Genomic DNA, 25,757 nt, shown 5'->3' with positions numbered 1-25,757 from the left:
GCCCTGATGGGCGCCGTTCACGTTCCTTTGGCCTGTGGTCTGCCCGGCGACACCTAGTGTGCGCAGGCCCAGGACGCCTTGGCGGTGGCCGCCTCCGCCTGGGTGCGTAGTGCACGTACCGCCTCGGCCGGGTCGGACGCCCCGTAGACCGCCGAGCCGGCCACGAACACGTCCGCGCCGGCGTCGGCGCAGCGCTCGATGGTGGACGCCGAGACGCCGCCGTCGACCTGGAGCCACAGCTCGAGCCCGTGCTTGCTGATCAACTCGCGGGTCCGGCGGATCTTCGGAAGCATGATGTCGAGAAAGGCCTGGCCACCGAAGCCCGGCTCGACCGTCATGATCAGCAGCATGTCGAGTTCGGGCAGCAGGTCCTCGTACGGCTCGATGGGCGTCGCGGGCTTGAGCGCCATGGCGGCACGGGCGCCCTTCGCACGGATCTCCCGGGCGAGTCGCACCGGCGCGGCGGCCGCCTCGACATGGAAGGTGACGGACGAGGCGCCCGCCTCGACGTACTGCGGGGCCCAGCGATCGGGGGCCTCGATCATCAGATGGCAGTCCAGCGGAGTGTCCGTCGCACGGGCCAGAGACTCTACGACCGGCACACCGAGCGTGAGGTTCGGGACGAAATGGTTGTCCATCACGTCGACGTGGAGCCAGTCGGCTCCCCCGACCGCCTTCGCCTCGTCCGCGAGGCGGGCGAAGTCGGCGGACAGGATGCTGGGGTTGATCTGCGCGGCCATGACCCAAGCGTATGCGCTGCGCTGTGCTTGGGCGGGTGGGGGCCCCATGGGCCACGGATGTACGTCGCCTGCGGGTCGTACGTGGCTCGTCGCGCCCGCGCGGCGGAGCCGCATATGTCACAGCCCCGCGCCCCTGGCGGGGCGCTGCAGCGGAGGTCGTCATGAGGGGTGACCGTGGTGTCGCGCACCTGGTGTGCGGACGGCGTGCGAAGTGGCTGGTTCTTGCCCTGTGGGTGGTGGTGCTGCTTCTGACGGCGCCGTTCGCCCAGAAGCTCGCCGATGCCCAGGACAACGACGCGGCCTCCTGGCTGCCGGGGTCCGCCGAGTCCACCCAGGTCCTGGAGCTGTCGAAGGACTTCCGCCCCGAGCAGATCCCCGCAGTCGTCGTGTACGCCCGGGACGGCGGGTTCACCGCGCAGGACCGCGCGCAGATCACCGAGGACGCGGCACAGCTGAGGCAGCTGCGCGACCACGGCATCCGGGGCGCGGAGACCCGTGGGCCCGTCTACGACCGGCCGACCGATCCCCGGGCGGCGGAGATCCTCGTACCGATCACGATGGACGAGGAGGGCTGGGAGCGGATCGCGCCCGCGGTCGACTCCATCCGGGACGTCACGGGCGGCAGCCACGGCGGCCTGGCCGTGCACATCACCGGCCCGGGCGGCACGTCCGCGGACTTCTCCAAGGCCTTCGAGGGCATCGACTCGACGCTGCTGCTGTCGGCGATGACGGTCGTCATCGTCATGCTGCTGATCACCTACCGCAGTCCGACCCTCCTGCTGGTCCCGCTGCTCGCCGTGGTGGCCGCCCTGTTCACCGCGCAGGCCCTGATCTACTTCCTCGCGCAGCACGCGGGCCTGACGGTCAACGGCCAGAGCGCCGGCATCCTCACGGTGCTCGTCTTCGGCGCCGGCACGGACTACGCGCTGCTCCTGGTCGCCCGGTACCGGGAGGAGCTGCGCCGTCACGAGGACCGGCACGAGGCGATGGCGCTGGCCCTGCACCGGGCGGGCCCCGCGGTCCTCGCCTCCGGTGCCACGGTCGTGGTGAGCATGCTGGTGCTGCTGGCCGCCGAGATGAACTCCACGAGGGGCCTCGGCCCTGTCGCGGCCATCGGCGTCGCGGTCGCCCTGCTGGCCATGATCACCCTCTTCCCGGCGCTGCTGGTCATCTGCGGCCGCTGGATCTTCTGGCCGGTGATCCCGCACCTCGGCTCGCCCGACCCCACCGAGCGCGGCGTCTGGGCCCGCATGGGCAGCCGTATCGCACAGCGCCCGCGCATGACCTGGACCGTCACGGCACTCGTACTGGCGATCTGCTCCCTCGGCCTGATCCAGCTGCGCGCCGAGGGCATCGGCAACGCGGACGCGTTCACCGGGAAGCCGGACTCGATCACCGGCCAGGAGGTGTCCGCGCGGTACTTCCCGGCGGGCAGCGGCGACCCGCTGGTCATCGTCTCCAACCAGGCCCAGGCCCAGCAGGTGGGCCGCGCGGTCGCCGGGACACCCGGGGTCGTCCCGACGTCGCTCGGCCTGCCACCGGGCACCAGACCGTTCCACGAGGGCAAGGTGCTGTTCGAGGCCACGATGACCGCCCCGTCGGACAGCGAGAACGCGAAACAGACCGTCGAGCGGGTCCGCGACGCCGTCCACGCGGTACCGGACGCCGACGCGCAGGTGGGCGGCGGCACCGCGGCCCTGCTGGACATGGACAAGGCGACCACGCACGACAACATCCTGATCATTCCGCTGGTCCTGGCGGTCGTCCTGCTGATCCTGGGCGCCCTGCTGCGCGCCCTGATCGCCCCGTTGGTGCTGGTCGGGACGGTGATCCTGTCGTTCACGGCGGCACTCGGCATCAGCGCGCTGGCGTTCCGGTACGTGTTCGACTACGCGGGCGAGTCGACGGACTTCCCCCTGTTCGTGTTCGTCTTCCTCGTGGCCCTGGGCATCGACTACAACATCTTCCTCACCACCCGTATCCGCGAGGAGGCGGCCCGTCAGGGCACCCGTCCCGGTGTGGTGACGGGCCTCGCGACCACCGGCGCGGTCATCACCTCCGCCGGCCTGGTCCTGGCCGGCACCTTCGCCGCCCTCGGCACGCTCCCCATGGTCGCCTTCGCGGAGATCGGCTTCGCGGTCGCCCTGGGCGTCCTCCTGGACACCCTCGTCGTACGGTCGGTGCTGGTCACGTCACTCTTCCTGGACGTCGGCCCGAAGGTGTGGTGGCCCGACCGGCTGGCCCGGGAGGACGGCGGTACGGGTGCGGGAGCTCTGGCGCAGGAGCGGGTCAGTCGGCGCTCGTAGTGCAAGGACCCCTTGGTCGTAGGGGTCAGGTCGTTCAGGCCAAGGCGGCGAACCGGGTTTCGACGGCCCGGTACCCCGCTCGCAGAGCCTCCTGGAGTACGGCGCCGTCCGTCTCCAGGCGGCTGACGAGCGGAGCCGTGGCGTCCGGGCGGATGGACAGCACGGCGGGGTCGGTGGGCACCGCGTCGGCGTCGTACGCGGCCAGCGTCCGGTCGTCGTCGGCGAGTCGCGCGGCCCGGCTCAGGAAAGCCGCACGCAGCTGGTCGGTGTGCCGCCGGAAGGCGATCGCGGCGACGAGCCGGGAACCCCGCGACGGTGCGACCCGGGCGGTCACGTCCTGGTCGACGGGCCTGCTGCGCAGGACGAGGACATGCGTCGCGCCGTCCCGCAACGCCTGACGGAAGGGGATCGACTCGGCCAGCCCGGCGTCGTAGAAGCGACGCCCGCCCACCGTGACCGGCCTGCCCGCCAGCACGGGCAGCGCCGCACTCGCGCGCAGCGCCAGCCGGAGCGCCGACACGTCCGTCAACTCGCCGTGCAGGTCGACCGGTTCGCCGGTCTCGAGATCCGTGGCCAGCGGATGCATTTCGATCGGGGCGGCCAGCACCGAAGCGTAGTCGAGGGGGAACTGGCGGAGGTAGACCTCCTCGATCAGCGTCTCGATGTCGACCAGGGGGCGCCCGCGCAGCAGGTTGCGTTTGCGGATCAGGACGCTGGCGAAACGGGGGTCGGCCCAGCCGCTCAGTCCCTCCGGCCGTGAACTGACCAGCCAGGCAGCCGAGATGGCCCCCGCCGAAGCTCCGTACACCGCGTCGAAGGCGTCCAGCAGCCCCTTCTCGTACAGGGCGAGCGCCATCCCGGCCGAGACGGTGCCGCGCATCCCGCCGCCCTCGATGGCCAGCACGAGCCGGTGCCCGTCCGACCGCGCCCCGGGACGGCTGCCGGCCGCCACCCGGTCGGCGAGCACCGTGGTCAGCCGGTGCGGGGCCAGGACGTCCGGGGACTGTTCGGTTGTCACTCTCGTCTCCTGCGGTGCGGTGCCCGACCTGTTGCGGCGCCATCGCCGTCGCATGACGCTCAGGGAAGGCTTTCAGGCCGGCACCGTGGATCACAGGCACCGAATCGCCAAAAACTCACCGGATCCCGCCAGAGAGACGTGCGCGCGTCGGCGCGCCCGGCGACGGATCAGCCGGTCCTGCGAATGACCGCCAGATACATCGCGTCCGTCCCGTGCACATGCGGCCACAGCTGCACGTCGGGGCCGTCGCCGAGGGCCGGGACGTCCGGGAACAGCGGGCGGGCGTCGACGAGTTCGGTCCGCGGGAACTGCTTCAGGACATCGGCGACGACGGCCCGGGTCTCGGCGAGGTGGGGCGAACAGGTGGCGTATCCGACGACGCCACCGACCCGTACGGACTCCAGCGCGGTCCGCAGCAGACCTCGCTGCAGCGGCGCGAACCCGTCGAGGTCCTCCGGCCGGCGCCGCCACCGCGCCTCGGGACGCCGCCGCAGGGCGCCGAGCCCGGTGCAGGGCACGTCCATCAGGACGCGGTCGAAGCTCCCGGGCCGCCACGGCGGCCGGGTCCCGTCGGCGGCGATCACCTGGTACGGCCCGGGGTTCCCGTCGAGCGCCCTGGCGACGAGCCCGGCCCGGTGCGGCTGCTTCTCGGAGGCGAGCAGCACGGCCCCGCGCTCCGCGGCGAGTGCGGCGAGCAGCGCCGCCTTCCCGCCGGGCCCGGCACACCCGTCGAGCCACTTCTCGTCCGGCCCCTCCACGGGCGCGTTGGCCAGTGCCAGCGCGACGAGCTGACTGCCCTCGTCCTGCACGCCGGCCCGCCCGTCCCGTACGGCCTCGATGGCCCCCGGCTCACCACCCTCGGTGAGCCGCACGGCGTACGGCGACCAGCGCCCCGGTACGGCGGCCTCCTCCCGGAGCAGTTCCTCGGTGGTGGCCCGCCCCGGCCGGGCGACGAGGGTGACCTCGGGCCGCTCGTTGTCGGCCTCCAGCAGGTCCTCGATCCCGGCCCGCCCGCCGCCCAGCGAGTCCCACAGCGCGGAGACGACCCAGCGCGGATGCGAGTGGACGACGGCGAGATGCTCCTCGGGGTCCTCGTCGTAGGGCGGCGCGACGAGCTCCAGCCACCCGTCCAGATCGTGCTGCGCGACCTTGCGCAGCACGGCGTTGACGAACTTGGCCCGCCCGTCACCCAGCACGACACGCGCCAGGTCGACGGACGCGGACACGGCGGCGTGCGTCGGAATCCGCGTTCCGAGCAACTGGTGCACACCCAGGCTCAGCACGTCCAGCACCGGCGGGTCCACGTCCTTCAGCGGCCGGTCGACACAGGCGGCGATGACGGCGTCGTACGTTCCCTGCCGCCGCAGCGTCCCGTACACCAACTCGGTGGCGAGGGCCGCGTCCCGCCCGTCGAACGTGTCGGGGCCCTCCTTCTCCCGCGCCTTCCGCAACAGCGGCGGCAACACGAGATTCGCGTACGCGTCCCGCTCGTCGACGGCGCGCAGCGCCTCGAAGGCGAGGATGCGGACGGGGTCCTTCTGGGGCCGACGGTAGGGCTTACGGGGCCGACGGGAGGTGTCGCTCACGAAAAAGGTGCTCCGGATTGCTGGATGAGATGTCCACCCAGCGTACGTCGCATGGTCGGCCCGATGGGCGGGTGGTCAGACCCCGAGCCGCTCGCCGTCCGCGATCCTGACCCCGCGGGCCCAGTCCGCCGCCCGCATCGGCTTCTTGCCCTGCGCCTGCACCCACAGCAACTCGACGGCGTACGAGCCGGTGCCGGCGTGGACGCTGTTCTTGCCGACGGCGAGCGCGCCGGGTGCGAGGTCGTCGCGCTCCGGAACCGGCTTGACCTGGATGAGCTTGAGCCGCTCGCCCCGGAAGATGGTCCAGCCACCGGGGGCCGGGGTGCACCCGCGCACCACCCGGTCGACGCGCAGGGCGGGGGCAGCCCAGTCGATCTGGGCGTCCTCGACGGTGATCTTCGGAGCGAGGGTGATGCCCTCGGCCGGCTGCGGTACGGCCTTCAGCGTGCCGTCCTCGATCCCGTCCATGGTCGCGGCGAGCAGCCCCGCGCCCGCGAACGCGAGCCGGGTCAGCAGGTCACCGCTGGTGTCGGCGGGCCGGATCACCTCGGTCACCGTCCCGTACACGGGCCCGGAGTCGAGCCCCTCCTCGATGAGGAAGGTGGACGCTCCCGTGATCTCGTCCCCCGCCATGACGGCATGCTGCACGGGGGCGGCCCCACGCCAGGCGGGCAGCAGCGAGAAGTGCAGGTTGACCCAGCCGTGGGCGGGCACGTCGAGGGCGACCCTCGGCAACAGAGCCCCGTAGGCGACGACGGGGCAGCAGTCGGGCGCGATCTCCCGCAACCGTTCCAGGAACTCCGGATCCCGCGGCTTCGCAGGCTTCAGCACCTCGATCCCCGCCTCCTCCGCCCGCTCGGCCACAGGAGACGCCACCAGCCTCCGCCCCCGCCCGGCCGGCGCATCGGGCCGCGTCACCACAGCGGCCACCTCGTGCCGCCCCGACTCGATCAAGGCGTCCAGAGCAGGAACAGCAACCTCAGGCGTACCGGCGAAGACAAGCTTCATGTGCGAGCGGAACCTCTCGGACGGGGCGGGTGGACCGACGCACAAGTCTATGTGCGTTGCCCCCCACACAACCGAACGGACCACCCCACCCCACGAAAGCCCAAAAGGGCCGACCGTGGACGGCGAAGACCACGAGGGGCCGAACGCCGACGGCGGCGAAAGCCACGAGGAGCCGGCCGCCGACGGCGAGAAGCCCCCACGGGCGACGTCCACCTCTGCGTCCAACTGGTGTGGTGCGCGGGTGGGAGACACCCCCAAGGGGGCGTACGCATATGTCCATACGCCCCCACAGCGTGACCAGCGGAGCACATCCGCGTTGGTCAAGACAGAGTTGACCACCACGGGCCGCCTTCGCCGCCCGCCCCTTTCTCTGCAACGCCGGTTCGAGAGGCTTGTTCATGGCCGACCACGCAACCCACGACGCCCAGGCCCGGGCCAGCCTGCACTTGCTGGTGCGGGACATCGAGCGGGTCCGCCGACAGGTGGACGCGCTGCGCACCCTCACCGCCCAACTGGGCAACGTCTACCGCCCGCGCCGCTCCGGCCCCTCCACGGGCTTCGTCGTCTACGGACGCGCCCCCGCCCCGACGGTCCGTCTCGCCCAGGAACTGCGGGACAGTGTCGAGACCCTGGTCACGGCCGCGGTCGACTTCGACCGCTCACTCGGCTTCTCGTGGGACGCCGTGGGTTCCGCCCTCGGCGTCACCAAGCAGGCGGTCCACCGCCGTTACGGCGCCCGCCGCGCCGCGGCCCAGGCCGCCGCCGAGGCCGAGCGCGCGGCGGATCCGTCGGGTTCCCGCACGGTCGGTGTGAGCACGGGCATCCCCGCGCCGACGGTCCCCGCGGCCCGCGCCATGCCGACCCAGCCGACGGCGGGCAGCCCGTCCCTACGCGAAGAAGCCAGGCCGACCGCCTTCCCCGGCCCCCGCAACGGCTGACGCACCACCCCACCGGCCCGCCCTCCCGACACTCGCGGGAGGGCGGACGCATTTCCGGCCCCACCACACCGAAGGCACCGCCGGAAGTACCCGCCCCAAGCCCCCGCCCGCGCAGGCTGCGGGCATGCGTGCCGCCTGGGGGAAGGTGGGCGCAGGCGGCAACCCCGTAGGCGCCGGGCCTTCAAGCCCAGAGACGCCGCATCCTCCCCCCTCAGCCCAGAACGCCGCCGACACCACCCCTCACCCAATATCAGCCGGATCAATCCGAACCCACACCCGCACCCCGGCCTCTCCCCCACCTCCGCCCCCGCCCCCGCCCCGAGCCATCCGAGCCGCCTGCGCAGCCTTCAGCGCGGACGCGAGTGCCGCCCCGCTGCCGGGCGGTACCCGGACCAGCGCCCGCTCCCAGTGCTCGCCGGGAGGCGGTGCCCCCGGCCGCCGCGGCCGTCCCGCCGCAGTGACGGGCAACGACACGGGCCCCAGAACCTCGGCCTCCGACGGCAGTTCGACCGCACCGAGAAACTCGGCCACGGCCTCCCCCGTCCCCGACACGGCCGCCATCCGCGACACCGGCGGAAACCCCAGCTCGGCCCGCTCCGCGAGCTCCCGCACCGCATGCCCGACGGGATCCCACCGCACCAGCGCCTGCACGGGCCGCAACGTCGGCTCGGCGACGACGACCACGGTCCCCCCGTCCCCGTGCGGCCGTACGAGCGCGGCGGCCGCGATCCACCGCCGCAGCGCATCCTCCCCCGCCCGCAGATCGGGCCGCCCGAGCATGGCCCACCCGTCCAGCAGCAGCGCCGCCGCGTACCCGCCCTCGGCGACGGGCTCGGCCCCCGGCGTGCTCACGACCAGCGCGGGCGCCCCCGGCACGGTGTCCAGCACATGCTCGCGCCCCGATGTCCGCACCGGAACGGCCGGGAACGCCCGCCCCAGCTCCTCGGCCGTACGACGCGCCCCCACGACCTGGGCCCGCAGCCGGAAGGACCCGCACTCGGGACAGTGCCAGCCACCTTCCTCACGCCCGCACCACCCACACCACAGGGCACCACCGCCCGCGCCGCCCATGCCCCCCTCACGTGCCTCCAACGGACCGGAACAGTGCCGGCAGCGAGCCGGCGCCCGGCACTGCGCACAGGCCATCCGCGGCACGTATCCCCGCCGGGGCACCTGTACGAGCACCGGCCCGTTCCGCAGTCCGTCCCTGACCGCCTGCCAGGCGAGGGTCGGCAGCCGAGCGGCCCGGGCGGCCTCGTCCCGGGCGAGATCCTGGTCCCCCACGGTCCGTACGAGCGGTGCCACGCTCCGCACCTGCTCCCTCGCGGCGACCAACGGCCGGGCCCACCCGCTCTCCACGAGCTGCGCGGCCTCCACGGTGCAGCTCCAACCCCCCAGCAGGAACGCACACTTGTCCTGAGCGGCCCGCAGCAGGAGCACCTCCCGCGCATGCGGCTGCGGAGCGTGCTGCTCACTGTGACTGTCGTCCCCGTCGTCCCAGAGCACGACGAGTCCGAGATCCCGTACCGGGGCGAACATGGCTGCCCGCGTCCCCACGACGGCCCGAACGGACCCGCGCCGCACGGCGAGCCATTCCCGGTACCGCTTCTCCGGCCCGGCGTCGGCGGTCAGCAGCGCATGCCGTCCTTCGCCCAACAGGGAGGTCAACGCGGCGTCGACGCGCGCGGCGGCCCGCCCGTCGGGCACCACCACGAGCGCCCCGCGCCCGGAGGCCGACGTGGCCGCGACGGCCCGCGCGATCTCCTCGCTCCACTCGGGCCCGGGCAACGCGTTCCACACGGCCCGCGGGGCGTGCCCGGCGGCCAGCGCCTCGAGAAAAGCGCCCCCACGCTCGTACCGCATCCAGGACCCCACCGCCGGCGCGCCCGGCGGCGGCAAGGGCGCGGGTGAGGGCCGCTGCTCGGCCCGCGCACTGCGCGGCGGCACGGCGAGCTGCAGCACGTCGGCCAGGCTCCCCGCGTACCGGTCGGCGACGGCCCGGGCCAGCCCCAGCAACTCCGGACTCAGTACGGGCTCGGCCGAGACGACCTGAGCGAGCGCGGCCAGCGGACCGGAGTAGTCGGACTCGGCGAGCCGCTCGACGAGGAACCCGTCGATGAGCCCGCCGCCCTCGCGCCGCCCGTCCCGCACCCGGTGCCGCCCGGCCCCGAACCGCACCCGCACCCGCACCCCGGGCTGCGCCTCGGCGTCCAGTTCCTCCGGGACGGCGTAGTCGAAGTACCGGTCGAGATGCAGCACACCCTTGTCGACCAGCACCCGCGCGACAGGCAGTTCCTTCGCCAGCGCGGCCCCCCGCCACGTCCGTGGCTTGGCCCGCGGCGCCTTCGCCTTGCGCACGCTCTCCCGAATGAACGCGAGCTGCTCCGGCGGCGCACCCTCCCCGGCCCCGCCGCCTCCCTGCCCGTTCTCGCTGCTCACACCTGCATTCTTACCAAACCCCACTGACAACCAAGGGCGCCCGAAGGCGCCCCGGCGTCATCCCTCCCGAGATCAAGGCGGCAGCGGCACAGACCTGCCGAGTTTCACCGCACGCCCAAAGACGCACTCCACCGAAGTAACCGCGACCTTCGCACCGGGAGATCGCCATCTTACGAACCCGCGATCCACGCCGCCAGCGGTTTCCGCTGCTCGCCGACATGCCCGAAACGCGCCGGGGCCCGGCCTCCCCAAGGAGAACCGGGCCTCGACAAGCCACTGAGGGCGTGGGGCTACAGCCCCGCGGCCTCGCGCAGGGCGTCCACGCGGTCCGTGCGCTCCCAGGTGAATTCGGGGAGTTCGCGGCCGAAGTGGCCGTAGGCGGCGGTCTGGGCGTAGATCGGGCGGAGGAGGTCGAGGTCGCGGATGATGGCGGCCGGGCGGAGGTCGAAGACCTCGTCGATCGCCTTCTCGATCTTCTCCGCGTCGATCTTGGCCGTGCCGAAGGTCTCGACGAACAGGCCGACCGGCTCGGCCTTGCCGATCGCGTAGGCGACCTGGACCTCGCAGCGGGAGGCCAGGCCCGCGGCGACGACGTTCTTCGCGACCCAGCGCATCGCGTAGGCGGCGCTGCGGTCCACCTTGGACGGGTCCTTGCCGGAGAAGGCGCCGCCGCCGTGGCGGGCGAAGCCGCCGTAGGTGTCGATGATGATCTTGCGGCCGGTCAGGCCGGCGTCACCCATCGGGCCGCCGATCTCGAATCGGCCGGTCGGGTTGACCAGGAGGCGGTAGCTCTCGGTGTCCAGCTTGATGCCCTCGTCCAGGAGCGCCTTCAGCTCCGGCTCCACGACGAACTCGCGGATGTCGGGCGCCAGCAGGGAGTCCAGGTCGATGTCGGAGGCGTGCTGGGAGGAGACGACGACCGTGTCCAGGCGGACCGCCTTGTCGCCGTCGTACTCGATGGTGACCTGCGTCTTGCCGTCGGGGCGCAGGTAGGGGATCGTGCCGTTCTTGCGGACGTCCGACAGGCGCTTCGACAGGCGGTGCGCCAGGAAGATCGGCAGCGGCATCAGCGTGGGCGTCTCGTCGCTGGCGTAGCCGAACATCAGGCCCTGGTCGCCGGCGCCCTGCTTGTCGAGCTCGTCCTCGTCGCCCTCGACACGGGACTCGTAAGCCGTGTCGACACCCTGCGCGATGTCCGGGGACTGCGAGCCGATCGACACCGACACGCCGCAGGAGGCGCCGTCGAAGCCCTTCTTGGAGGAGTCGTAGCCGATCTCGAGGATCTTCTCCCGCACGAGCTGGGGGATCGGGGCGTAGGCCTTGGTGGTGACCTCTCCGGCCACATGCACCAGACCGGTCGTGATCAGGGTCTCGACCGCGACACGGGAGGTCGGGTCCTCGCGCAGAAGCGCGTCGAGAATGGTGTCGCTGATCTGGTCAGCGATCTTGTCGGGGTGACCCTCGGTCACGGACTCCGAGGTGAACAGGCGACGGGACACAACGCTCCCTGGGGTTGCAGCGGCTGCTGGCTGATCATGGGCGGACGGGACGGAGGCTGCGCCCGCCGTCGTCCGGGAACAGTTTATCGGTCGAGCTGGGCCAGGGGCCTCCCTGTCTCGCCTCTCGGAAGTGCTGTGACCTGCGACACAGGCATTCTGCCCAATGGCCTGCGCCCTTGGCCAGGGCCGCCACGCCCGAATGTGGCGGGTTCGGGTGGGCTGTGCATCGTGTGGACCATTCAGGTGAGACGTTGCACCACGAGGTCCCACACCGTCTCGGCCAGTTTCTCCTTGGGACCGTGCGGTACGGCCGTCTCGCTGCCGTCGGCGCCCAGCACGACCGCCTCGTTCTCCTCGGAGCCGAAGGTCTTGCGCTCGCCCACCTCGTTCACCACGAGCAGGTCGCAGCCCTTGCGCTCCAGCTTCGCCCGGCCGTTGGACAGGACGTCGTCGGTCTCGGCGGCGAAGCCGACGACCACCTGTCCGGGGCGGGCGCGGTCGGCCGAGATCTCCGCGAGGATGTCCGGATTCCGCACGAGGACGACGGGATCCGGGTCCTGGCCGTCCTTCTTCTTGATCTTCCCGGCCGCGTACGCCGCCGGCCGGAAGTCAGCGACCGCCGCGGCCATGACGACCGCGTCGGCGTCCGCGGCCGCCTTGAGCACCGCCTCACGCAGCTGTACGGCCGTGCCGACCGGGACGACGTCCACGCCCGCCGGATCCGGCAGGGCGGCGTTCGCGGCGATCAGCGTGACGCGGGCGCCCCGCGCGGCGGCCGTACGGGCGAGGGCGTAGCCCTGCTTGCCGGAGGAGCGGTTGCCGAGGAAGCGGACCGGGTCGAGGGGTTCGCGGGTGCCGCCGGCGCTGACGACGACGTGCCGACCGGCGAGGTCCGGCTCGCCCGCGCCCCGGGCCAGCACCCGACGGCAGACCTCGAAGATCTCGGCGGGCTCGGGGAGCCGGCCCTTGCCGGTGTCGACGCCGGTGAGCCGGCCGACGGCCGGCTCGACGACGACGGCGCCCCGGCGGCGCAGCGTCGCCACGTTCTCCTGGGTGGCCGGGTGCTCCCACATCTCCGTGTGCATGGCGGGGGCGAAGACGACCGGACAGCGTGCGGTGAGCAGCGTGTTGGTGAGGAGGTCGTCGGCGAGGCCGTGGGCGGCCTTGGCGAGCATGTCGGCGGTCGCGGGGGCGACGACGACCAGGTCGGCGTGCTGGCCGATGCGGACGTGCGGGACCTCGTGGACGTCGTCCCACACCTCGGTCGAGACCGGGTGGCCGGAGAGCGCGGACCAGGTGGCGGCGCCTACGAAGTGCAGGGCGGAGGCCGTGGGCACGACACGCACGTCGTGACCGGACTCCGTCAGCCTGCGCAGCAGCTCACAGGCCTTGTACGCGGCGATGCCACCGCTGACCCCCAGAACGACCTTCGGCTTGTCCACCGTCTCTCCCCGGACCTCGGAAACGCACGCCCCGGCTCCCGGCGTACGAGTCCATCTCACACCACAGGCCCGGCAGTCGTGCTGCCGGGCCTGTGGAAAAGTCAGCCGCAGGCTGAAAGTGCTGCTTACTGCGCCGGGCCCTCGATGGCCTCGGAGGTCAGCAGCCCCGCGTTGATCTCGCGCAGGGAGATCGAGAGCGGCTTCTCGTGCACGTGGGTGTCGACGAGCGGACCGACGTACTCGAGGAGACCCTCGCCGAGCTGCGAGTAGTACGCGTTGATCTGGCGAGCACGCTTGGCCGCGTAGATCACGAGGCTGTACTTCGAGTCGGTGGCCTCGAGGAGCTCGTCGATCGGCGGGTTGATGATGCCCTCGGGCGCGGAGATGGAAGAGGACACGCTCTACCTTCCGATGGATGGGAAAAGATCGGTCGTGATCACAGAACTTGTACAGAACCCGTGATCACACAACATCCATCAAGGCTAGCAGCTCGCGCGCCACATCCTCGACGGAGGTGTTGACCAGGGTCACATCGAACTCCGGCTCGGCCGCCAGCTCGATCTTGGCCGCCTCCAGACGGCGCTCGATCACCTCGGGCGGCTCGGTGCCCCGTCCGGTGAGCCTGCGCACCAGCTCCTCCCAGGAGGGCGGAGCCAAGAACACCAGCTGGGCCTCGGGCATCGTCTCGCGGACCTGCCGAGCACCCTGCAGGTCGATCTCCAGCAGGACGGGTTCACCCGACTCCAGCCGCTCCAGCACGGCCCCACGCGGCGTGCCGTAGCGGTTGCCGGCGAACTCGGCCCACTCCAGCAGCTCGCCGTTGGCGATCAGCTTGTCCATCTCGTCGTCGGTGACGAAGAAATAGTGGACTCCGTGCTTCTCACCGGGGCGGGGCTTGCGGGTCGTCGCCGACACCGAGAGCCAGACCTCGGGGTGTTCCTTGCGCATATGGGCGACGACCGTGCTCTTGCCGACCCCCGAGGGGCCGGAGAGCACGGTCAGCCGCGGACGTACGTCCGGGGGCTCGGGGGTCGTCCCCCGGAATGTTGCAGCCATGCAGCGATTATTCCAGCAATCCCGGAGTGCCCGGGACTCCCTTCCCGTCGGTGCCCGGGATCAGGAGCCGGTGCTGCCGAACTCACGCTCCAGGGAGGCGATCTGGTTGGAACCGAGACCGCGCACGCGGCGGCTCTCGGAGATACCGAGTCGCTCCATGATCTGCTTGGCGCGGACCTTGCCCACGCCCGGCAGGGACTCGAGCAGGGCGGAGACCTTCATCTTGCCGATGACGTCGTTCTCCTGGCCCTGCTTGATGACCTCGTGAAGGGAGGCGCCGGAGTGCTTCAGTCGATTCTTGACCTCGGCCCGCTCCCGGCGAGCCGCGGCGGCCTTTTCGAGCGCGGCTGCGCGCTGTTCGGGGGTAAGGGGCGGAAGAGCCACGCCTACGTCACCTCGGATGTCGAACTGTCGGATACGGACCGGTGAGGAACCTAGTCGGCCCTCACCTGGGGAGCCACGAGCAACACGCTTGCCCGTTCTCCCCCACTACCTAATGGGTGTGGGGGGTGCCCCCACTCGTCGGAGACTAGCGGGCAAGTCCGCCGGAGTCAGCGAGAACAGCGGAAAAGTCCTGGTCAGCCTCTGTCAGGACAGGATATTTCAGACATACTGCCCTGGATTTGAGAATGTATCCAGCCTCAAGTCAGCCCTGAAGACCCACGACGCCACCCACCGAGGCCTCGAACAAGTGGACGCGGACCCTCAGTCGGCCGCGACCGCGGCCCGGATCTCCTCCGCGAAACGGTCCGCGGCGTCACGCAGCGCGACGACGTCGCAACCGTGCCGCAACACACCCCGGCTCACGTTCGGCACGACGTTGCGCACGGCCGCGCCGAAGACCCCCGGCAGGTCCGCCGGAGTCGCCCCCTGCGCACCGATGCCGGGCGCCAGGAGCGGGCCGTTGATGTCGAGGTCGTACGACGACAGGTCGCCGAGCGTGGCGCCGACGACCGCCCCGAAGGAGCCCAGGGGCTCCTCCCCCGCGTTCTCGGCCGCCAGGTGGGCCAGCATCGTCGCACCGACGTTGCGGCCGTCCGCCCGCACGGCGTGCTGGACCTCGCCGCCCTCCGGATTGGAGGTCAGCGCCAGCACGAACAGGCCCGCGCCGCTCTCGCGCGCCAGCGCGACGGCCGGGCTCAGCGAGCCGTAGCCGAGGTACGGCGAGACGGTGAGGGCGTCCGAGAACAGCGGGGCGTCCTTGTGCAGGAACGACTCGGCGTACGCGGCCATGGTGGAGCCGATGTCACCGCGCTTGGCGTCCATCACGACCAGGGCGCCGGCCGCCCGGGCCTCCTGCACCGACTTCTCCAGCACGGCGACGCCGCGTGAGCCGAAGCGCTCGAAGAAGGCGCTCTGCGGCTTCAGTACGGCCACCCGGTCGGCCATGGCCTCGACGACGGTGCGGCTGAACCGCTCCAGGCCCGCCACGTCGTCGTTCAGGCCCCACTCGGCGAGGAGGGAGGCGTGCGGGTCGATGCCGACGCAGAGGGGACCGCGCTCGTCCATCGCGCGGCGCAGCCTGGCACCGAAGGGTTCTCCAGAGGAATTCTGCGGCCCCGAGGGCCTCGTGGAGGGGTGGTGGTCGGGTGACGGGTGGGCGGTCATGCGGTCTTCTCCGCCTTCCGGACGTCCGCGCCGACGGCGTCGGCGAGGGTGGCGTACGGGCTCGTGCGCAGGCGTGCGACGAGCCCCTTGTGGATGGCGCGGCCCCAGAAGGGACCCTCGTAGATGAAGGCGCTGTAGCCCTGGACCAGCGTGGCGCCGGCCAGGATGCGCTGCCAGGCGTCCTCGGCGTTCTCGATGCCGCCGACGCCGACGAGGATGATCCGGTCGCCCACGCGCGCGTAGAGGCGGCGCAGCACCTCCAGGGAGCGCGCCTTGAGCGGAGCTCCGGAGAGGCCGCCGGCCTCCTTCACCAGTGGAGGTTCGGATGTCAAACCGAGTCCCTCGCGCGCGATGGTGGTGTTGGTGGCGATGATCCCGTCCAGGCCCAGCTCCACGGCCAGGTCGGCCACGGCGTCCACGTCCTCGTCGGCGAGGTCCGGGGCGATCTTCACGAGCAGCGGCACACGACGCGCCGGGACCGTACGGTCGGCGGCCTCGCGCACGGCGCTGAGCAGGGGGCGCAGTGCCTCGGTGGCCTGGAGGTTGCGCAGTCCGGGGGTGTTCGGCGAGGAGACGTTGACCACCAGGTAGTCGGCGTACGGCGCCAGCCGCTCGGTCGACTTCACGTAGTCCCCGACCGCCTCGGCCTCCGGAACGACCTTGGTCTTGCCGATGTTGACGCCCACGACGGTCCTGAAGACGGGCGTACGGGAGGCCAGGCGGGCGGCGACGGCCAGCGAGCCCTCGTTGTTGAAGCCCATGCGGTTGATCAGCGCCCGGTCCTTCACGAGCCGGAACAGCCGCTTCTTCGGGTTGCCCGGCTGGGGCTCCCCGGTGACCGTGCCGATCTCGACGTGGTCGAAGCCCAGCATCGACATGCCGTCGATGGCGACCGCGTTCTTGTCGAAGCCGGCGGCGAGCCCGAACGGGCCGTGCATCCGCAGCCCGAAGGCCTCCGTGCGCAGCTCCTTGTGGCGGGGCGCGAGGGCGGCCGCGACGAAGGTGCGCAGCACGGGGATGCGGACGGCGCGAAGGATCCAGCGGAAGGCCAGGTGGTGGGCCTGCTCAGGGTCCATCCGTTTGAAGACGAGGTTGAAGAAGATCTTGTACATGGTTCCCTCACGAAGAGGGGGACACCGTTTCCGGTGTCCCCCTCATGGGCTGCTAGTCGCGGGCCGCGGTCAGGTGTTCCGCGTGTTCCTGGAGCGAACGGACGCCCACGTCACCGTGGTTGAGGGCGTCGATGCCCTGGACGGCGGCGGCGAGCGCCTGGACCGTCGTCAGACACGGCACGGACCGCGCCACGGCCGCCGTACGGATGTCGTAGCCGTCGAGGCGGCCGCCGGTGCCGTACGGGGTGTTGACGATGAGGTCGACCTCGCCGTCGTGGATGAGCTGGACGATGGTCTTCTCGCCGTTCGGGCCGGTGCCCTCCGACTGCTTGCGCACGACGGTGGCGTTGATGCCGTTGCGCTTGAGGACCTCGGCCGTGCCGGAGGTGGCGAGCAGTTCGAAGCCGTGGCCGACCAGCTCGCGCGCCGGGAAGATCATCGAGCGCTTGTCGCGGTTGGCGACCGAGATGAACGCGCGGCCCTTCGTCGGCAGCGGACCGTAGGCGCCCGCCTGCGACTTGGCGTACGCCGTGCCGAAGACGGAGTCGATGCCCATGACCTCGCCGGTGGAGCGCATCTCCGGGCCGAGGACGGTGTCGACGCCGCGGCCGGAGGTGTCCCGGAAGCGGGTCCACGGCATCACGGCCTCCTTGACGGAGATCGGCGCGTCCAGCGGCAGTTCGCCGCCGTCGCCGGTCGCCGGCAGCAGGCCCTCGGCGCGCAGTTCGGCGATGGTCGCGCCCAGGGAGATCCGGGCGGCGGCCTTCGCCAGCGGCACCGCGGTCGCCTTCGAGGTGAAGGGGACGGTGCGCGAGGCGCGCGGGTTGGCCTCCAGGACGTAGAGGATGTCGCCGGCCATCGCGAACTGGATGTTGATCAGGCCGCGGACGCCGACGCCCTTGGCGATGGCCTCGGTCGAGGCCCGCAGGCGCTTGATGTCGAAGCCGCCGAGCGTGATCGGGGGCAGGGCGCACGCCGAGTCGCCGGAGTGGATGCCGGCCTCCTCGATGTGCTCCATCACACCGCCGAGGTACAGCTCCTGGCCGTCGTAGAGCGCGTCGACGTCGATCTCGATCGCGTCGTCGAGGAAGCGGTCGACGAGGACCGGCCGGGAGGGGCTGATCTCCGTGGACTCGGCGATGTACGACGACAGGCGGGTCTCGTCGTAGACGATCTCCATGCCGCGGCCGCCGAGGACGTACGAGGGCCGTACGAGGACCGGGTAGCCGATCTCGTCGGCGATGGTCTTGGCCTCGGCGAAGGTGGTGGCGGTGCCGTGCTTCGGGGCCGGCAGGCCGGCCTCCGCGAGGACGCGGCCGAAGGCGCCTCGGTCCTCGGCCGCGTGGATGGCCTCGGGCGGGGTGCCGACGACCGGCACGCCGTTGTCCTTGAGCGCCTGCGCCAGGCCCAGCGGCGTCTGGCCGCCGAGCTGCACGACCACGCCCGCGACCGGGCCGGCCAGCGACTCCGCGTGGACGATCTCCAGCACGTCCTCCAGCGTCAGCGGCTCGAAGTACAGGCGGTCGGAGGTGTCGTAGTCCGTGGAGACGGTCTCGGGGTTGCAGTTGACCATCACGGTCTCGTAGCCCGCGTCGCTCAGCGCGAAGGAGGCGTGGACGCAGGAGTAGTCGAACTCGATGCCCTGGCCGATGCGGTTGGGGCCGGAGCCCAGGATGATGACCGCGGGCTTCTCGCGGGGCGCGACCTCGTTCTCCTCGTCGTAGGAGGAGTAGAAGTACGGCGTCTTCGCGGCGAACTCGGCGGCGCAGGTGTCGACCGTCTTGTAGACCGGGCGGACACCGAGCGCGTGCCGCACCTCGCGGACGACGTCCTCGCGCAGGTCGCGGATCTCGGCGATCTGCTGGTCGGAGAAGCCGTGCCGCTTGGCCTCGGCGAGCAGGTCGGCGTCCAGGCGGTCGGCGGCGGCGAGCTCGTCCGCGATCTCCTTGATCAGGAAGAGCTGGTCGACGAACCAGGGGTCGATCTTCGTGTACTCGAAGACCTCCTCGGGCGTGGCGCCCGCGCGGATGGCCTGCATGACGGTGTTGATGCGGCCGTCGGTGGGCCGGACGGCCTCCGTCAGGAGCTGGTCCTTGTCGCCGGGCTCGCCGACGAACGTGAACTGGCTGCCCTTCTTCTCCAGCGAGCGCAGCGCCTTCTGGAAGGCCTCGGTGAAGTTGCGGCCGATGGCCATGGCCTCGCCGACCGACTTCATGGTGGTGGTGAGGGTGGAGTCCGCCGAGGGGAACTTCTCGAACGCGAACCGCGGGGCCTTGACCACGACGTAGTCGAGGGTCGGCTCGAAGGAGGCCGGGGTCTCCTGGGTGATGTCGTTCGGGATCTCGTCGAGGGTGTAGCCGACGGCGAGCTTGGCCGCGATCTTGGCGATCGGGAAGCCGGTGGCCTTGGAGGCGAGAGCCGAGGACCGCGACACGCGCGGGTTCATCTCGATGACGATCACGCGGCCGTCCTCGGGGTTCACCGCGAACTGGATGTTGCAGCCGCCGGTGTCGACGCCGACCTCGCGGATCACGGCGATGCCGATGTCGCGCAGGATCTGGTACTCGCGGTCGGTGAGCGTCATCGCGGGCGCGACGGTGATCGAGTCGCCGGTGTGCACGCCCATGGGGTCGAAGTTCTCGATGGAGCAGACGACCACGACGTTGTCGTGCTTGTCGCGCATCAGCTCCAGCTCATACTCCTTCCAGCCGAGGATGGACTCCTCCAGGAGCACCTCGGTGGTCGGCGACAGCGTGAGGCCCTGGCCGGCGATGCGGCGCAGCTCCTCCTCGTCGTGGGCGAAGCCGGAGCCGGCGCCGCCCATGGTGAAGGACGGGCGGACGACGACGGGGTAGCCGCCGAGCTCCTCGACGCCCTGGAGGACGTCGTCCATGGAGTGGCAGATGACCGAGCGGGCGGACTCGCCGTGCCCGATCTTGCGGCGGACCTCCTCCACGACCTCCTTGAACAGGTCGCGGTCCTCACCCTTGTTGATGGCCTCGACGTTGGCGCCGATCAGCTCGACGCCGTACTTCGCCAGGACGCCGTTCTCGTCCAGCGAGATCGCGGTGTTGAGGGCCGTCTGGCCGCCCAGGGTGGGCAGCAGCGCGTCGGGGCGCTCCTTGGCGATGATCTTCTCGACGAACTCCGGGGTGATCGGCTCGACGTAGGTGGCGTCGGCGATCTCCGGGTCGGTCATGATCGTCGCCGGGTTGGAGTTGACCAGGACGACCCGCAGGCCCTCGGCGCGCAGGATGCGGCACGCCTGGGTGCCGGAGTAGTCGAACTCGGCGGCCTGGCCGATGACGATCGGGCCGGAGCCGATGACCAGGACGGACTGGATATCGGTGCGCTTAGGCACGCTGGCCCTCCATCAGGACTGTGTTCATCAAAGACGTGAAGCGGTCGAACAGGTAGGCGGCGTCGTGCGGACCGGCGGCGGCTTCGGGGTGGTACTGGACGGAGAAGGCCGGCTGGTCGAGCAGCTGGAGCCCCTCCACGACGTTGTCGTTGAGGCAGACGTGCGAGACCTCGACGCGCCCGAACCTGGTCTCGCTGACCTTGTCGAGCGGCGCGTCCACGGCGAAGCCGTGGTTGTGCGCGGTGACCTCGACCTTGCCGGTCGTACGGTCCTGGACCGGCTGGTTGATGCCGCGGTGGCCGTACTTCAGCTTGTAGGTGCCGAAGCCGAGGGCCCGGCCGAGGATCTGGTTGCCGAAGCAGATGCCGAACAGGGGCGTTTTGCGCTGGAGCACTTCGGTCATCAGCGCGACCGGCCCGTCGGCGGCGGCCGGGTCGCCGGGGCCGTTGGAGAAGAACACGCCGTCGGGGTTCACGGCGTACACCTCCTCGGCGGTGGCCGTGGCCGGCAGCACGTGCACCTCGATGCCGCGCTCGGCCATGCGGTGCGGGGTCATGCCCTTGATGCCGAGGTCGATGGCGGCGACGGTGAACCGTTTCTCGCCGACCGCCGGGACGACGTACGCCTCCTGGGTGGCGACCTCCTCGTAGAGGCTCGCGCCCTTCATGTGCGGCTGGGCCTGCACGCGCGCGATGAGCTCGGACTCGGCGGCGACACCCCCGGCGGAGCCGCTGTCGAGCGCAGCGCCGGAGAAGATGCCGGCGCGCATGGAGCCGCGCTCGCGCAGGTGGCGGGTGAGCGCGCGGGTGTCGATGCCGGAGATGCCGACGACGTTCTGCTGGACCAGCTCGTCGTCGAGGGAGCGCTTGGCGCGCCAGTTGGAGGGCACGCGCGCGGGGTCGCGGACGACGTAGCCGGAGACCCAGATGCGGCGGGACTCGTCGTCCTCGTCGTTCCAGCCGGTGTTGCCGATCTGCGGGGCGGTGGCGACGACGATCTGGCGGTCGTACGACGGGTCGGTCAGGGTCTCCTGGTAGCCGGTCATGCCGGTGGAGAACACCGCTTCGCCGAAGGTCTCCCCCACGGCCCCGTAGGCGCGGCCGCGGAAGATCCGGCCGTCCTCCAGGACGAGTACGGCGGGAACCTTGGCGGCTCCCCTGGTGGAGGTCGTCATCGTGCGCCTTCCGTCGTGTTGTTCTTGATCATGGAGTTGATGGCGTCGACCCACTCGGTGTGCTCGGCCGCCCGGTCCGAGCGGAAGCCGGAGTCGATCAGCTTGTCGCCGTGCGACCAGGTGACCACGAGCAGCCCGCCCTCGCTGAGGACCTTGCCGGCGATGCCCTTGCCGAGCAGGGCCTCGCGCAGCGCGCCGACCGGGATGAAGAAGTCGCTCGCGCCGGGGCGTACGACGTCCAGTCCCTCGTCCGTCAGGGTGAGCTCGACCCGGCTGCGGGTGCCGAGGCCGTGGGCCACGATGCGGTCGAGCCACTGCCCGGCGGTGGTGGAGCCGTGGTAGCGGCCGCTCATGCTGAGTTTCGCCGGGCCGAGGTCGTCCGGCGCGGAGGGAAGCTCAGGGATGTCGCCCTGGAGCGTGCCGCGCCACTTCCAGCCCTCGCGCATCAGCCAGTAGACGAGCGCGACGAAGAGGCCGAGACCGACCACCCAGCCGATCCGCGCGGCCCAGTCGGTCACTTCGGCCGATTTCTGTCCGGCCGCGAGCAGTAGTGCAGCAGATGTCACGTCAGCTTCCCGTCGACGAGCGTGGCCTTGCCCCGGAGCCACGTGTGCGTGACACGGCCCGGCAGCTCACGCCCCTCGTACGGGGTGTTGCGGCTGCGCGAGGCGAAGCCCGCGGGGTCCACCTGCCCACGGTATGCCGTGTCGACGAGCGTGAGGTTGGCGGGCTCACCTGCCGAGACGGGACGCCCATGGCCCCGGGCCTGCCCGATGCGGGCGGGCTTGACGGACATGCGGTCGGCGACCTGGGCCCAGTCCAGCAGCCCGGTCTCCACCATCGTCTCCTGGACCACGGACAGCGCGGTCTCCAGGCCGACCATGCCCATGGCGGCCGCGGCCCACTCGCAGTCCTTGTCCTCGTGCGGGTGCGGGGCGTGGTCGGTGGCGACGATGTCGATCGTGCCGTCGGCGAGCGCCTCGCGCAGGGCGAGCACGTCACGCTCGGTGCGCAGCGGCGGGTTGACCTTGTAGACCGGGTTGTACGAGCGCACCAGCTCGTCGGTGAGGAGGAGGTGGTGCGGGGTGACCTCGGCGGTGACGTCGATGCCGCGGGACTTGGCCCAGCGGACGATCTCGACGGAGCCGGCGGTCGACAGGTGGCAGATGTGGACGCGGGAGCCGACGTGCTCGGCGAGCAGGACGTCCCGGGCGATGATCGATTCCTCGGCCACGGCGGGCCAGCCGCCGAGACCGAGCTCGGCCGAGACGATGCCCTCGTTCATCTGGGCGCCCTCGGTCAGCCGCGGCTCCTGCGCGTGCTGGGCGACGACCCCGCCGAACGCCTTCACGTACTCCAGCGCCCGCCGCATCATCACGGCGTCGTCGACGCACTTGCCGTCGTCGGAGAAGACGGTGACGCCGGCGGCCGACTCGTGCATGGCGCCCAGCTCGGCCAGCTTGCGGCCCTCCAGGCCGACGGTGACGGCGCCGATGGGCTGCACATCGCAGTAGCCGTGCTCCTGACCGAGCCGGTAGACCTGCTCGACGACACCGGCGGTGTCGGCGACCGGGAAGGTGTTGGCCATGGCGAAGACGGCCGTGTAGCCACCGCTCGCCGCCGCGCGCGTACCGGTGAGGACGGTCTCGGAGTCCTCGCGGCCCGGCTCACGCAGATGGGTGTGGAGGTCGACCAGGCCCGGCAGGAGCACCTTGCCGTCGGCCTCGACGACCTCGGCGCCTTCGGTTGAAAGCCCCGTACCGACGGCCTCGATGACCTCGCCGTCGATCAGGACGTCCTGCGGCTCGCCGCCGAGCACCTTCGCACCACGGATCAGGATCTTGGTCATCGTTGTTACTTCTCCTCGGTGGTACGGGCCTGGCTGACGGCGGGTTCGTTGCCGCCCAGGAGCAGGTACAGGACGGCCATGCGGATCGAGACCCCGTTGGCGACCTGCTCGACGACGGTGCAGCGCTCGGAGTCGGCGACCTCGGCGGTGATCTCCATGCCGCGGACCATCGGGCCGGGGTGCATCACGATGGCGTGCTCGGGCATCCGCGCCATGCGGTCGCCGTCGAGGCCGTAGCGGCGGGAGTACTCGCGCTCGGTCGGGAAGAAGGCGTCGTTCATGCGCTCGCGCTGCACGCGCAGCATCATCACCGCGTCGGACTTGGGCAGCGTGCTGTCGAGGTCGTACGACACCTCGCAGGGCCAGGTCTCGACGCCGACCGGCACCAGGGTGGGCGGGGCGACGAGGGTGACCTCGGCGCCGAGGGTGTGCAGCAGGTCGACGTTGGAGCGGGCGACCCGGCTGTGCAGGACGTCTCCGACGAGGGTGATGCGCTTGCCGGAGAGGTCCTGGCCGAGCCCGGCGTCCCGGCCGACGAGGCGGCGGCGCATGGTGAAGGCGTCCAGGAGGGCCTGCGTGGGGTGCTGGTGGGTGCCGTCGCCGGCGTTGACGACGGCGGCGTCGATCCATCCGGAGTTGGCGAGGCGGTACGGGGCTCCGGAGGCGCCGTGCCGGATGACGACGGCGTCGACGCCCATGGCCTCCAGCGTCTGGGCGGTGTCCTTCAGGGACTCGCCCTTGGAGACGCTGGAGCCCTTGGCGGAGAAGTTGATGACGTCCGCGGAGAGGCGCTTCTCGGCGGCCTCGAAGGAGATCCGGGTGCGGGTGGAGTCCTCGAAGAAGAGGTTGACGATCGTCCGGCCGCGCAGGGTCGGCAGCTTCTTGATCGGCCGGTCGGCGACCCGGGCCATCTCCTCGGCGGTGTCGAGGATGTGGACGGCGTCGTCGCGGGTGAGGTCGGCGGCCGAGATGAGATGACGCTGCATCTGTCAGGCTCCGTAAGGCAGTTCAGTATCGGGAGGATCCGGGCAAGCGAGGGCGCGCGTGGGGAGGCGTGCGACAGAGTCGTACGCCGGAGTGCTAGTGCTGCGCGCCCGGACCGGTCTGCTTCACACCGAGCAGCACGGTGTCGCGACCGTCCTCCTCGGCGAGCTGGACCTTGACCGTCTCCCGCAGCGACGTGGGGAGGTTCTTGCCGACGTAGTCGGCGCGGATGGGCAGTTCGCGGTGGCCGCGGTCGACGAGGACCGCGAGCTGCACCGCGCGCGGACGCCCGATGTCGTTCAGGGCGTCGAGGGCGGCTCGGATGGTGCGGCCGGAGAAGAGCACGTCGTCGACGAGGACGACGAGCTTGCCGTCGATGCCGTCACCGGGGATCTCGGTGCGGGCCAGCGCACGCGGTGGATGCATGCGCAGGTCGTCGCGGTACATGGTGATGTCGAGCGAGCCGACCGGGATCTTTCGGTCGGTGATCTGCTCCAGCTTGGCGGCGAGCCGCTGGGCGAGGAAGACGCCTCGGGTCGGAATGCCGAGAAGCACCACGTCGTCGGCGCCCTTGGCGCGCTCGACGATCTCGTGGGCGATGCGGGTCAGTACCCGCGCGATGTCAGGACCTTCGAGGACGGGCCTCGCGTCTGACGCTTGCGTGTTCTGCTTCTTGTCCTGCTTGTTGTCCATACGAAACGGACCCCCTTCTCCGCCTCACGGGACGGATCTTAAAGGACGTCGGAATTGCGCCATCCACGGTAGCAGGCCCGGACCACACCCCTGATCACCCCCCTGCCGCACCGCTGTCACCCCCTTGGCCCAACCGGCCACCGATACCACGGAAGAGTCGGTGTGGACCATTCGGCTTGACGCAGAAGAATCACGCTGCGTAACCTCACAGTGAGTTACCAGCCGCGCGGCCCAGCCGCGTCGACACAGTGCCGGGGAGCTATATGTCCAGCGAATACGCCAAACAGCTCGGGGCCAAGCTCCGGGCCATCCGCACCCAGCAGGGCCTTTCCCTCCACGGTGTCGAGGAGAAGTCCCAGGGACGCTGGAAGGCGGTCGTGGTCGGTTCGTACGAGCGCGGTGACCGTGCCGTGACCGTACAGCGCCTCGCCGAGTTGGCGGACTTCTACGGGGTCCCGGTACAGGAGCTGCTGCCGGGCACCACGCCGGGCGGCGCCGCCGAGCCCCCGCCGAAGCTGGTCCTGGACCTGGAGCGCCTTGCCCACGTCCCGGTCGAGAAGGCGGGCCCCCTCCAGCGCTACGCGGCGACGATCCAGTCCCAGCGCGGTGACTACAACGGCAAGGTGCTCTCGATCCGCCAGGACGACCTGCGCACACTCGCCGTCATCTACGACCAGTCGCCCTCGGTCCTGACCGAGCAGCTGATCAGCTGGGGCGTACTGGACGCGGACGCGCGTCGCGCGGTCTCCCACGACGAGAGCTGAGCCCTTCCGCGGGTTGAGCAGAAACGTGGGGGGGGGGGGGGGGGGGGGGGGGGGGGGGGGGGGGGGGGGGGGGGGGGGGCGGGGCGGGGGGGGGGGGGGGGGGGGGGGGGGGGGGGGGGGGGGGGGGGGGGGGGGGGCGCGCCCCCCCCCCCCCCGGGCGGCGCGGTGGGCGGCGGTCCG

Annotated in this window: 21 protein-coding genes; 3 read left to right on the top strand and 18 right to left on the bottom strand. The window is 71.4% G+C overall.

Features of this window, described 5'->3' with window-relative positions; translation table 11 throughout:
- Nucleotides 1-53: 53 nt before the first annotated feature.
- Complete coding sequence (gene rpe / locus ACFYWX_RS40695) at nucleotides 54-740, bottom strand: ribulose-phosphate 3-epimerase (RefSeq protein WP_389430171.1); 687 nt, start codon at nucleotides 738-740, stop codon at nucleotides 54-56.
- Between the two features lie 161 nt (nucleotides 741-901).
- Here rpe and ACFYWX_RS40690 point away from each other — a divergent pair, with 161 nt between their 5' ends.
- Nucleotides 902-3,046: an MMPL family transporter gene (locus ACFYWX_RS40690; protein WP_389430170.1), complete on the top strand. Its 2,145-nt coding sequence runs from the start codon at nucleotides 902-904 to the stop codon at nucleotides 3,044-3,046.
- Nucleotides 3,047-3,080: 34 nt separating this feature from the next.
- Here the strand turns inward: ACFYWX_RS40690 and ACFYWX_RS40685 are convergent, their stop codons facing one another.
- The 3 genes from ACFYWX_RS40685 to fmt form a co-directional block, all read right to left on the bottom strand.
- Nucleotides 3,081-4,064: a patatin family protein gene (locus ACFYWX_RS40685; protein ID WP_389430169.1), complete on the bottom strand. Its 984-nt coding sequence runs from the start codon at nucleotides 4,062-4,064 to the stop codon at nucleotides 3,081-3,083.
- Between the two features lie 167 nt (nucleotides 4,065-4,231).
- Nucleotides 4,232-5,650 (bottom strand): RsmB/NOP family class I SAM-dependent RNA methyltransferase, encoded by a 1,419-nt coding sequence (locus tag ACFYWX_RS40680; protein WP_389430168.1) that lies wholly within the window; start codon nucleotides 5,648-5,650, stop codon nucleotides 4,232-4,234.
- Nucleotides 5,651-5,725: 75 nt separating this feature from the next.
- Entirely contained in the window at nucleotides 5,726-6,658 is a 933-nt protein-coding gene (gene fmt, locus ACFYWX_RS40675) for a methionyl-tRNA formyltransferase (protein WP_389430166.1), read from the bottom strand.
- A 398-nt stretch (nucleotides 6,659-7,056) separates the two neighbouring features.
- On the opposite strand from fmt, the gene ACFYWX_RS40670 reads away from it, so the two are divergent.
- On the top strand, nucleotides 7,057-7,596 hold the full coding sequence (locus ACFYWX_RS40670) for a hypothetical protein (protein WP_389430165.1): 540 nt from the start codon (nucleotides 7,057-7,059) through the stop codon (nucleotides 7,594-7,596).
- 240 nt (nucleotides 7,597-7,836) lie between these two features.
- Here ACFYWX_RS40670 and ACFYWX_RS40665 read toward each other — a convergent pair whose 3' ends face one another.
- From ACFYWX_RS40665 to pyrR, 14 genes are all read right to left on the bottom strand, one after another.
- Nucleotides 7,837-10,035, bottom strand: coding sequence for a primosomal protein N' (locus ACFYWX_RS40665; RefSeq protein WP_389430163.1), 2,199 nt, complete (start codon nucleotides 10,033-10,035; stop codon nucleotides 7,837-7,839).
- 290 nt (nucleotides 10,036-10,325) lie between these two features.
- On the bottom strand, nucleotides 10,326-11,534 hold the full coding sequence (gene metK, locus ACFYWX_RS40660; protein WP_389430161.1) for a methionine adenosyltransferase: 1,209 nt from the start codon (nucleotides 11,532-11,534) through the stop codon (nucleotides 10,326-10,328).
- A gap of 239 nt (nucleotides 11,535-11,773) precedes the next feature.
- Nucleotides 11,774-12,976 (bottom strand): bifunctional phosphopantothenoylcysteine decarboxylase/phosphopantothenate--cysteine ligase CoaBC, encoded by a 1,203-nt coding sequence (gene coaBC / locus ACFYWX_RS40655; protein WP_389430159.1) that lies wholly within the window; start codon nucleotides 12,974-12,976, stop codon nucleotides 11,774-11,776.
- Nucleotides 12,977-13,101: 125 nt separating this feature from the next.
- The gene (rpoZ, locus tag ACFYWX_RS40650) at nucleotides 13,102-13,374 is read right to left on the bottom strand and encodes a DNA-directed RNA polymerase subunit omega (RefSeq protein WP_067025681.1); all 273 of its coding nucleotides are present in this window, start codon (nucleotides 13,372-13,374) and stop codon (nucleotides 13,102-13,104) included.
- Nucleotides 13,375-13,438: 64 nt separating this feature from the next.
- Entirely contained in the window at nucleotides 13,439-14,032 is a 594-nt protein-coding gene (gmk, locus tag ACFYWX_RS40645; RefSeq protein WP_389430158.1) for a guanylate kinase, read from the bottom strand.
- Nucleotides 14,033-14,092: 60 nt separating this feature from the next.
- On the bottom strand, nucleotides 14,093-14,416 hold the full coding sequence (locus tag ACFYWX_RS40640) for an integration host factor (RefSeq protein WP_003977346.1): 324 nt from the start codon (nucleotides 14,414-14,416) through the stop codon (nucleotides 14,093-14,095).
- 321 nt (nucleotides 14,417-14,737) lie between these two features.
- Entirely contained in the window at nucleotides 14,738-15,640 is a 903-nt protein-coding gene (gene pyrF / locus ACFYWX_RS40635; protein WP_389430157.1) for an orotidine-5'-phosphate decarboxylase, read from the bottom strand.
- Complete coding sequence (locus tag ACFYWX_RS40630) at nucleotides 15,637-16,752, bottom strand: quinone-dependent dihydroorotate dehydrogenase (RefSeq protein WP_389430155.1); 1,116 nt, start codon at nucleotides 16,750-16,752, stop codon at nucleotides 15,637-15,639. Before ACFYWX_RS40630 ends, pyrF begins: the two co-directional genes overlap by 4 nt.
- Before the next feature lie 52 nt (nucleotides 16,753-16,804).
- Nucleotides 16,805-20,113 carry a carbamoyl-phosphate synthase large subunit gene (gene carB, locus ACFYWX_RS40625; protein WP_389430153.1) on the bottom strand — a complete coding sequence of 1,103 codons (3,309 nt, stop codon included), beginning with the start codon at nucleotides 20,111-20,113 and terminating at the stop codon, nucleotides 16,805-16,807.
- Nucleotides 20,106-21,287, bottom strand: coding sequence for a glutamine-hydrolyzing carbamoyl-phosphate synthase small subunit (gene carA / locus ACFYWX_RS40620; protein WP_389430151.1), 1,182 nt, complete (start codon nucleotides 21,285-21,287; stop codon nucleotides 20,106-20,108). The genes carB and carA overlap by 8 nt, the downstream gene beginning before the upstream one ends.
- Nucleotides 21,284-21,853 carry a hypothetical protein gene (locus tag ACFYWX_RS40615; RefSeq protein WP_389430150.1) on the bottom strand — a complete coding sequence of 190 codons (570 nt, stop codon included), beginning with the start codon at nucleotides 21,851-21,853 and terminating at the stop codon, nucleotides 21,284-21,286. Before ACFYWX_RS40615 ends, carA begins: the two co-directional genes overlap by 4 nt.
- Nucleotides 21,850-23,136, bottom strand: coding sequence for a dihydroorotase (locus ACFYWX_RS40610; protein ID WP_389430148.1), 1,287 nt, complete (start codon nucleotides 23,134-23,136; stop codon nucleotides 21,850-21,852). Before ACFYWX_RS40610 ends, ACFYWX_RS40615 begins: the two co-directional genes overlap by 4 nt.
- 5 nt (nucleotides 23,137-23,141) lie before the next feature.
- Nucleotides 23,142-24,122 carry an aspartate carbamoyltransferase catalytic subunit gene (locus ACFYWX_RS40605; RefSeq protein WP_389430147.1) on the bottom strand — a complete coding sequence of 327 codons (981 nt, stop codon included), beginning with the start codon at nucleotides 24,120-24,122 and terminating at the stop codon, nucleotides 23,142-23,144.
- Nucleotides 24,123-24,216: 94 nt separating this feature from the next.
- Nucleotides 24,217-24,813, bottom strand: coding sequence for a bifunctional pyr operon transcriptional regulator/uracil phosphoribosyltransferase PyrR (gene pyrR, locus ACFYWX_RS40600; protein ID WP_389430146.1), 597 nt, complete (start codon nucleotides 24,811-24,813; stop codon nucleotides 24,217-24,219).
- Nucleotides 24,814-25,076: 263 nt separating this feature from the next.
- Between pyrR and bldD the strand changes: the two genes are divergently transcribed.
- Nucleotides 25,077-25,577, top strand: a complete 501-nt coding sequence (gene bldD / locus ACFYWX_RS40595; RefSeq protein WP_389430144.1) for a transcriptional regulator BldD — start codon at nucleotides 25,077-25,079, stop codon at nucleotides 25,575-25,577.
- Nucleotides 25,578-25,757 lie beyond the last annotated feature (180 nt).

Source organism: Streptomyces sp. NPDC002888 (assembly GCF_042888465.1).
Taxonomy (GTDB): Bacteria; Actinomycetota; Actinomycetes; order Streptomycetales; family Streptomycetaceae; genus Streptomyces.
Note: the sequence above shows the minus strand (reverse complement) of the source record. Positions and strands in the feature narration are given on the sequence as shown.

Bases quoted from the DNA above. Each gene is read 5' to 3' on its own strand.
- rpe (WP_389430171.1), bottom strand. From the start codon at position 740: ATGGCCGCGCAGATCAACCCCAGCATCCTGTCCGCCGACTTCGCCCGC.
- ACFYWX_RS40690 (WP_389430170.1), top strand. From the start codon at position 902: ATGAGGGGTGACCGTGGTGTCGCGCACCTGGTGTGCGGACGGCGTGCG.
- fmt (WP_389430166.1), bottom strand. From the start codon at position 6,658: ATGAAGCTTGTCTTCGCCGGTACGCCTGAGGTTGCTGTTCCTGCTCTG.
- ACFYWX_RS40670 (WP_389430165.1), top strand. From the start codon at position 7,057: ATGGCCGACCACGCAACCCACGACGCCCAGGCCCGGGCCAGCCTGCAC.
- gmk (WP_389430158.1), bottom strand. From the start codon at position 14,032: ATGGCTGCAACATTCCGGGGGACGACCCCCGAGCCCCCGGACGTACGT.
- pyrF (WP_389430157.1), bottom strand. From the start codon at position 15,640: ATGACCGCCCACCCGTCACCCGACCACCACCCCTCCACGAGGCCCTCG.
- ACFYWX_RS40630 (WP_389430155.1), bottom strand. From the start codon at position 16,752: ATGTACAAGATCTTCTTCAACCTCGTCTTCAAACGGATGGACCCTGAG.
- carA (WP_389430151.1), bottom strand. From the start codon at position 21,287: ATGACGACCTCCACCAGGGGAGCCGCCAAGGTTCCCGCCGTACTCGTC.
- ACFYWX_RS40610 (WP_389430148.1), bottom strand. From the start codon at position 23,136: ATGACCAAGATCCTGATCCGTGGTGCGAAGGTGCTCGGCGGCGAGCCG.
- ACFYWX_RS40605 (WP_389430147.1), bottom strand. From the start codon at position 24,122: ATGCAGCGTCATCTCATCTCGGCCGCCGACCTCACCCGCGACGACGCC.
- pyrR (WP_389430146.1), bottom strand. From the start codon at position 24,813: ATGGACAACAAGCAGGACAAGAAGCAGAACACGCAAGCGTCAGACGCG.
- bldD (WP_389430144.1), top strand. From the start codon at position 25,077: ATGTCCAGCGAATACGCCAAACAGCTCGGGGCCAAGCTCCGGGCCATC.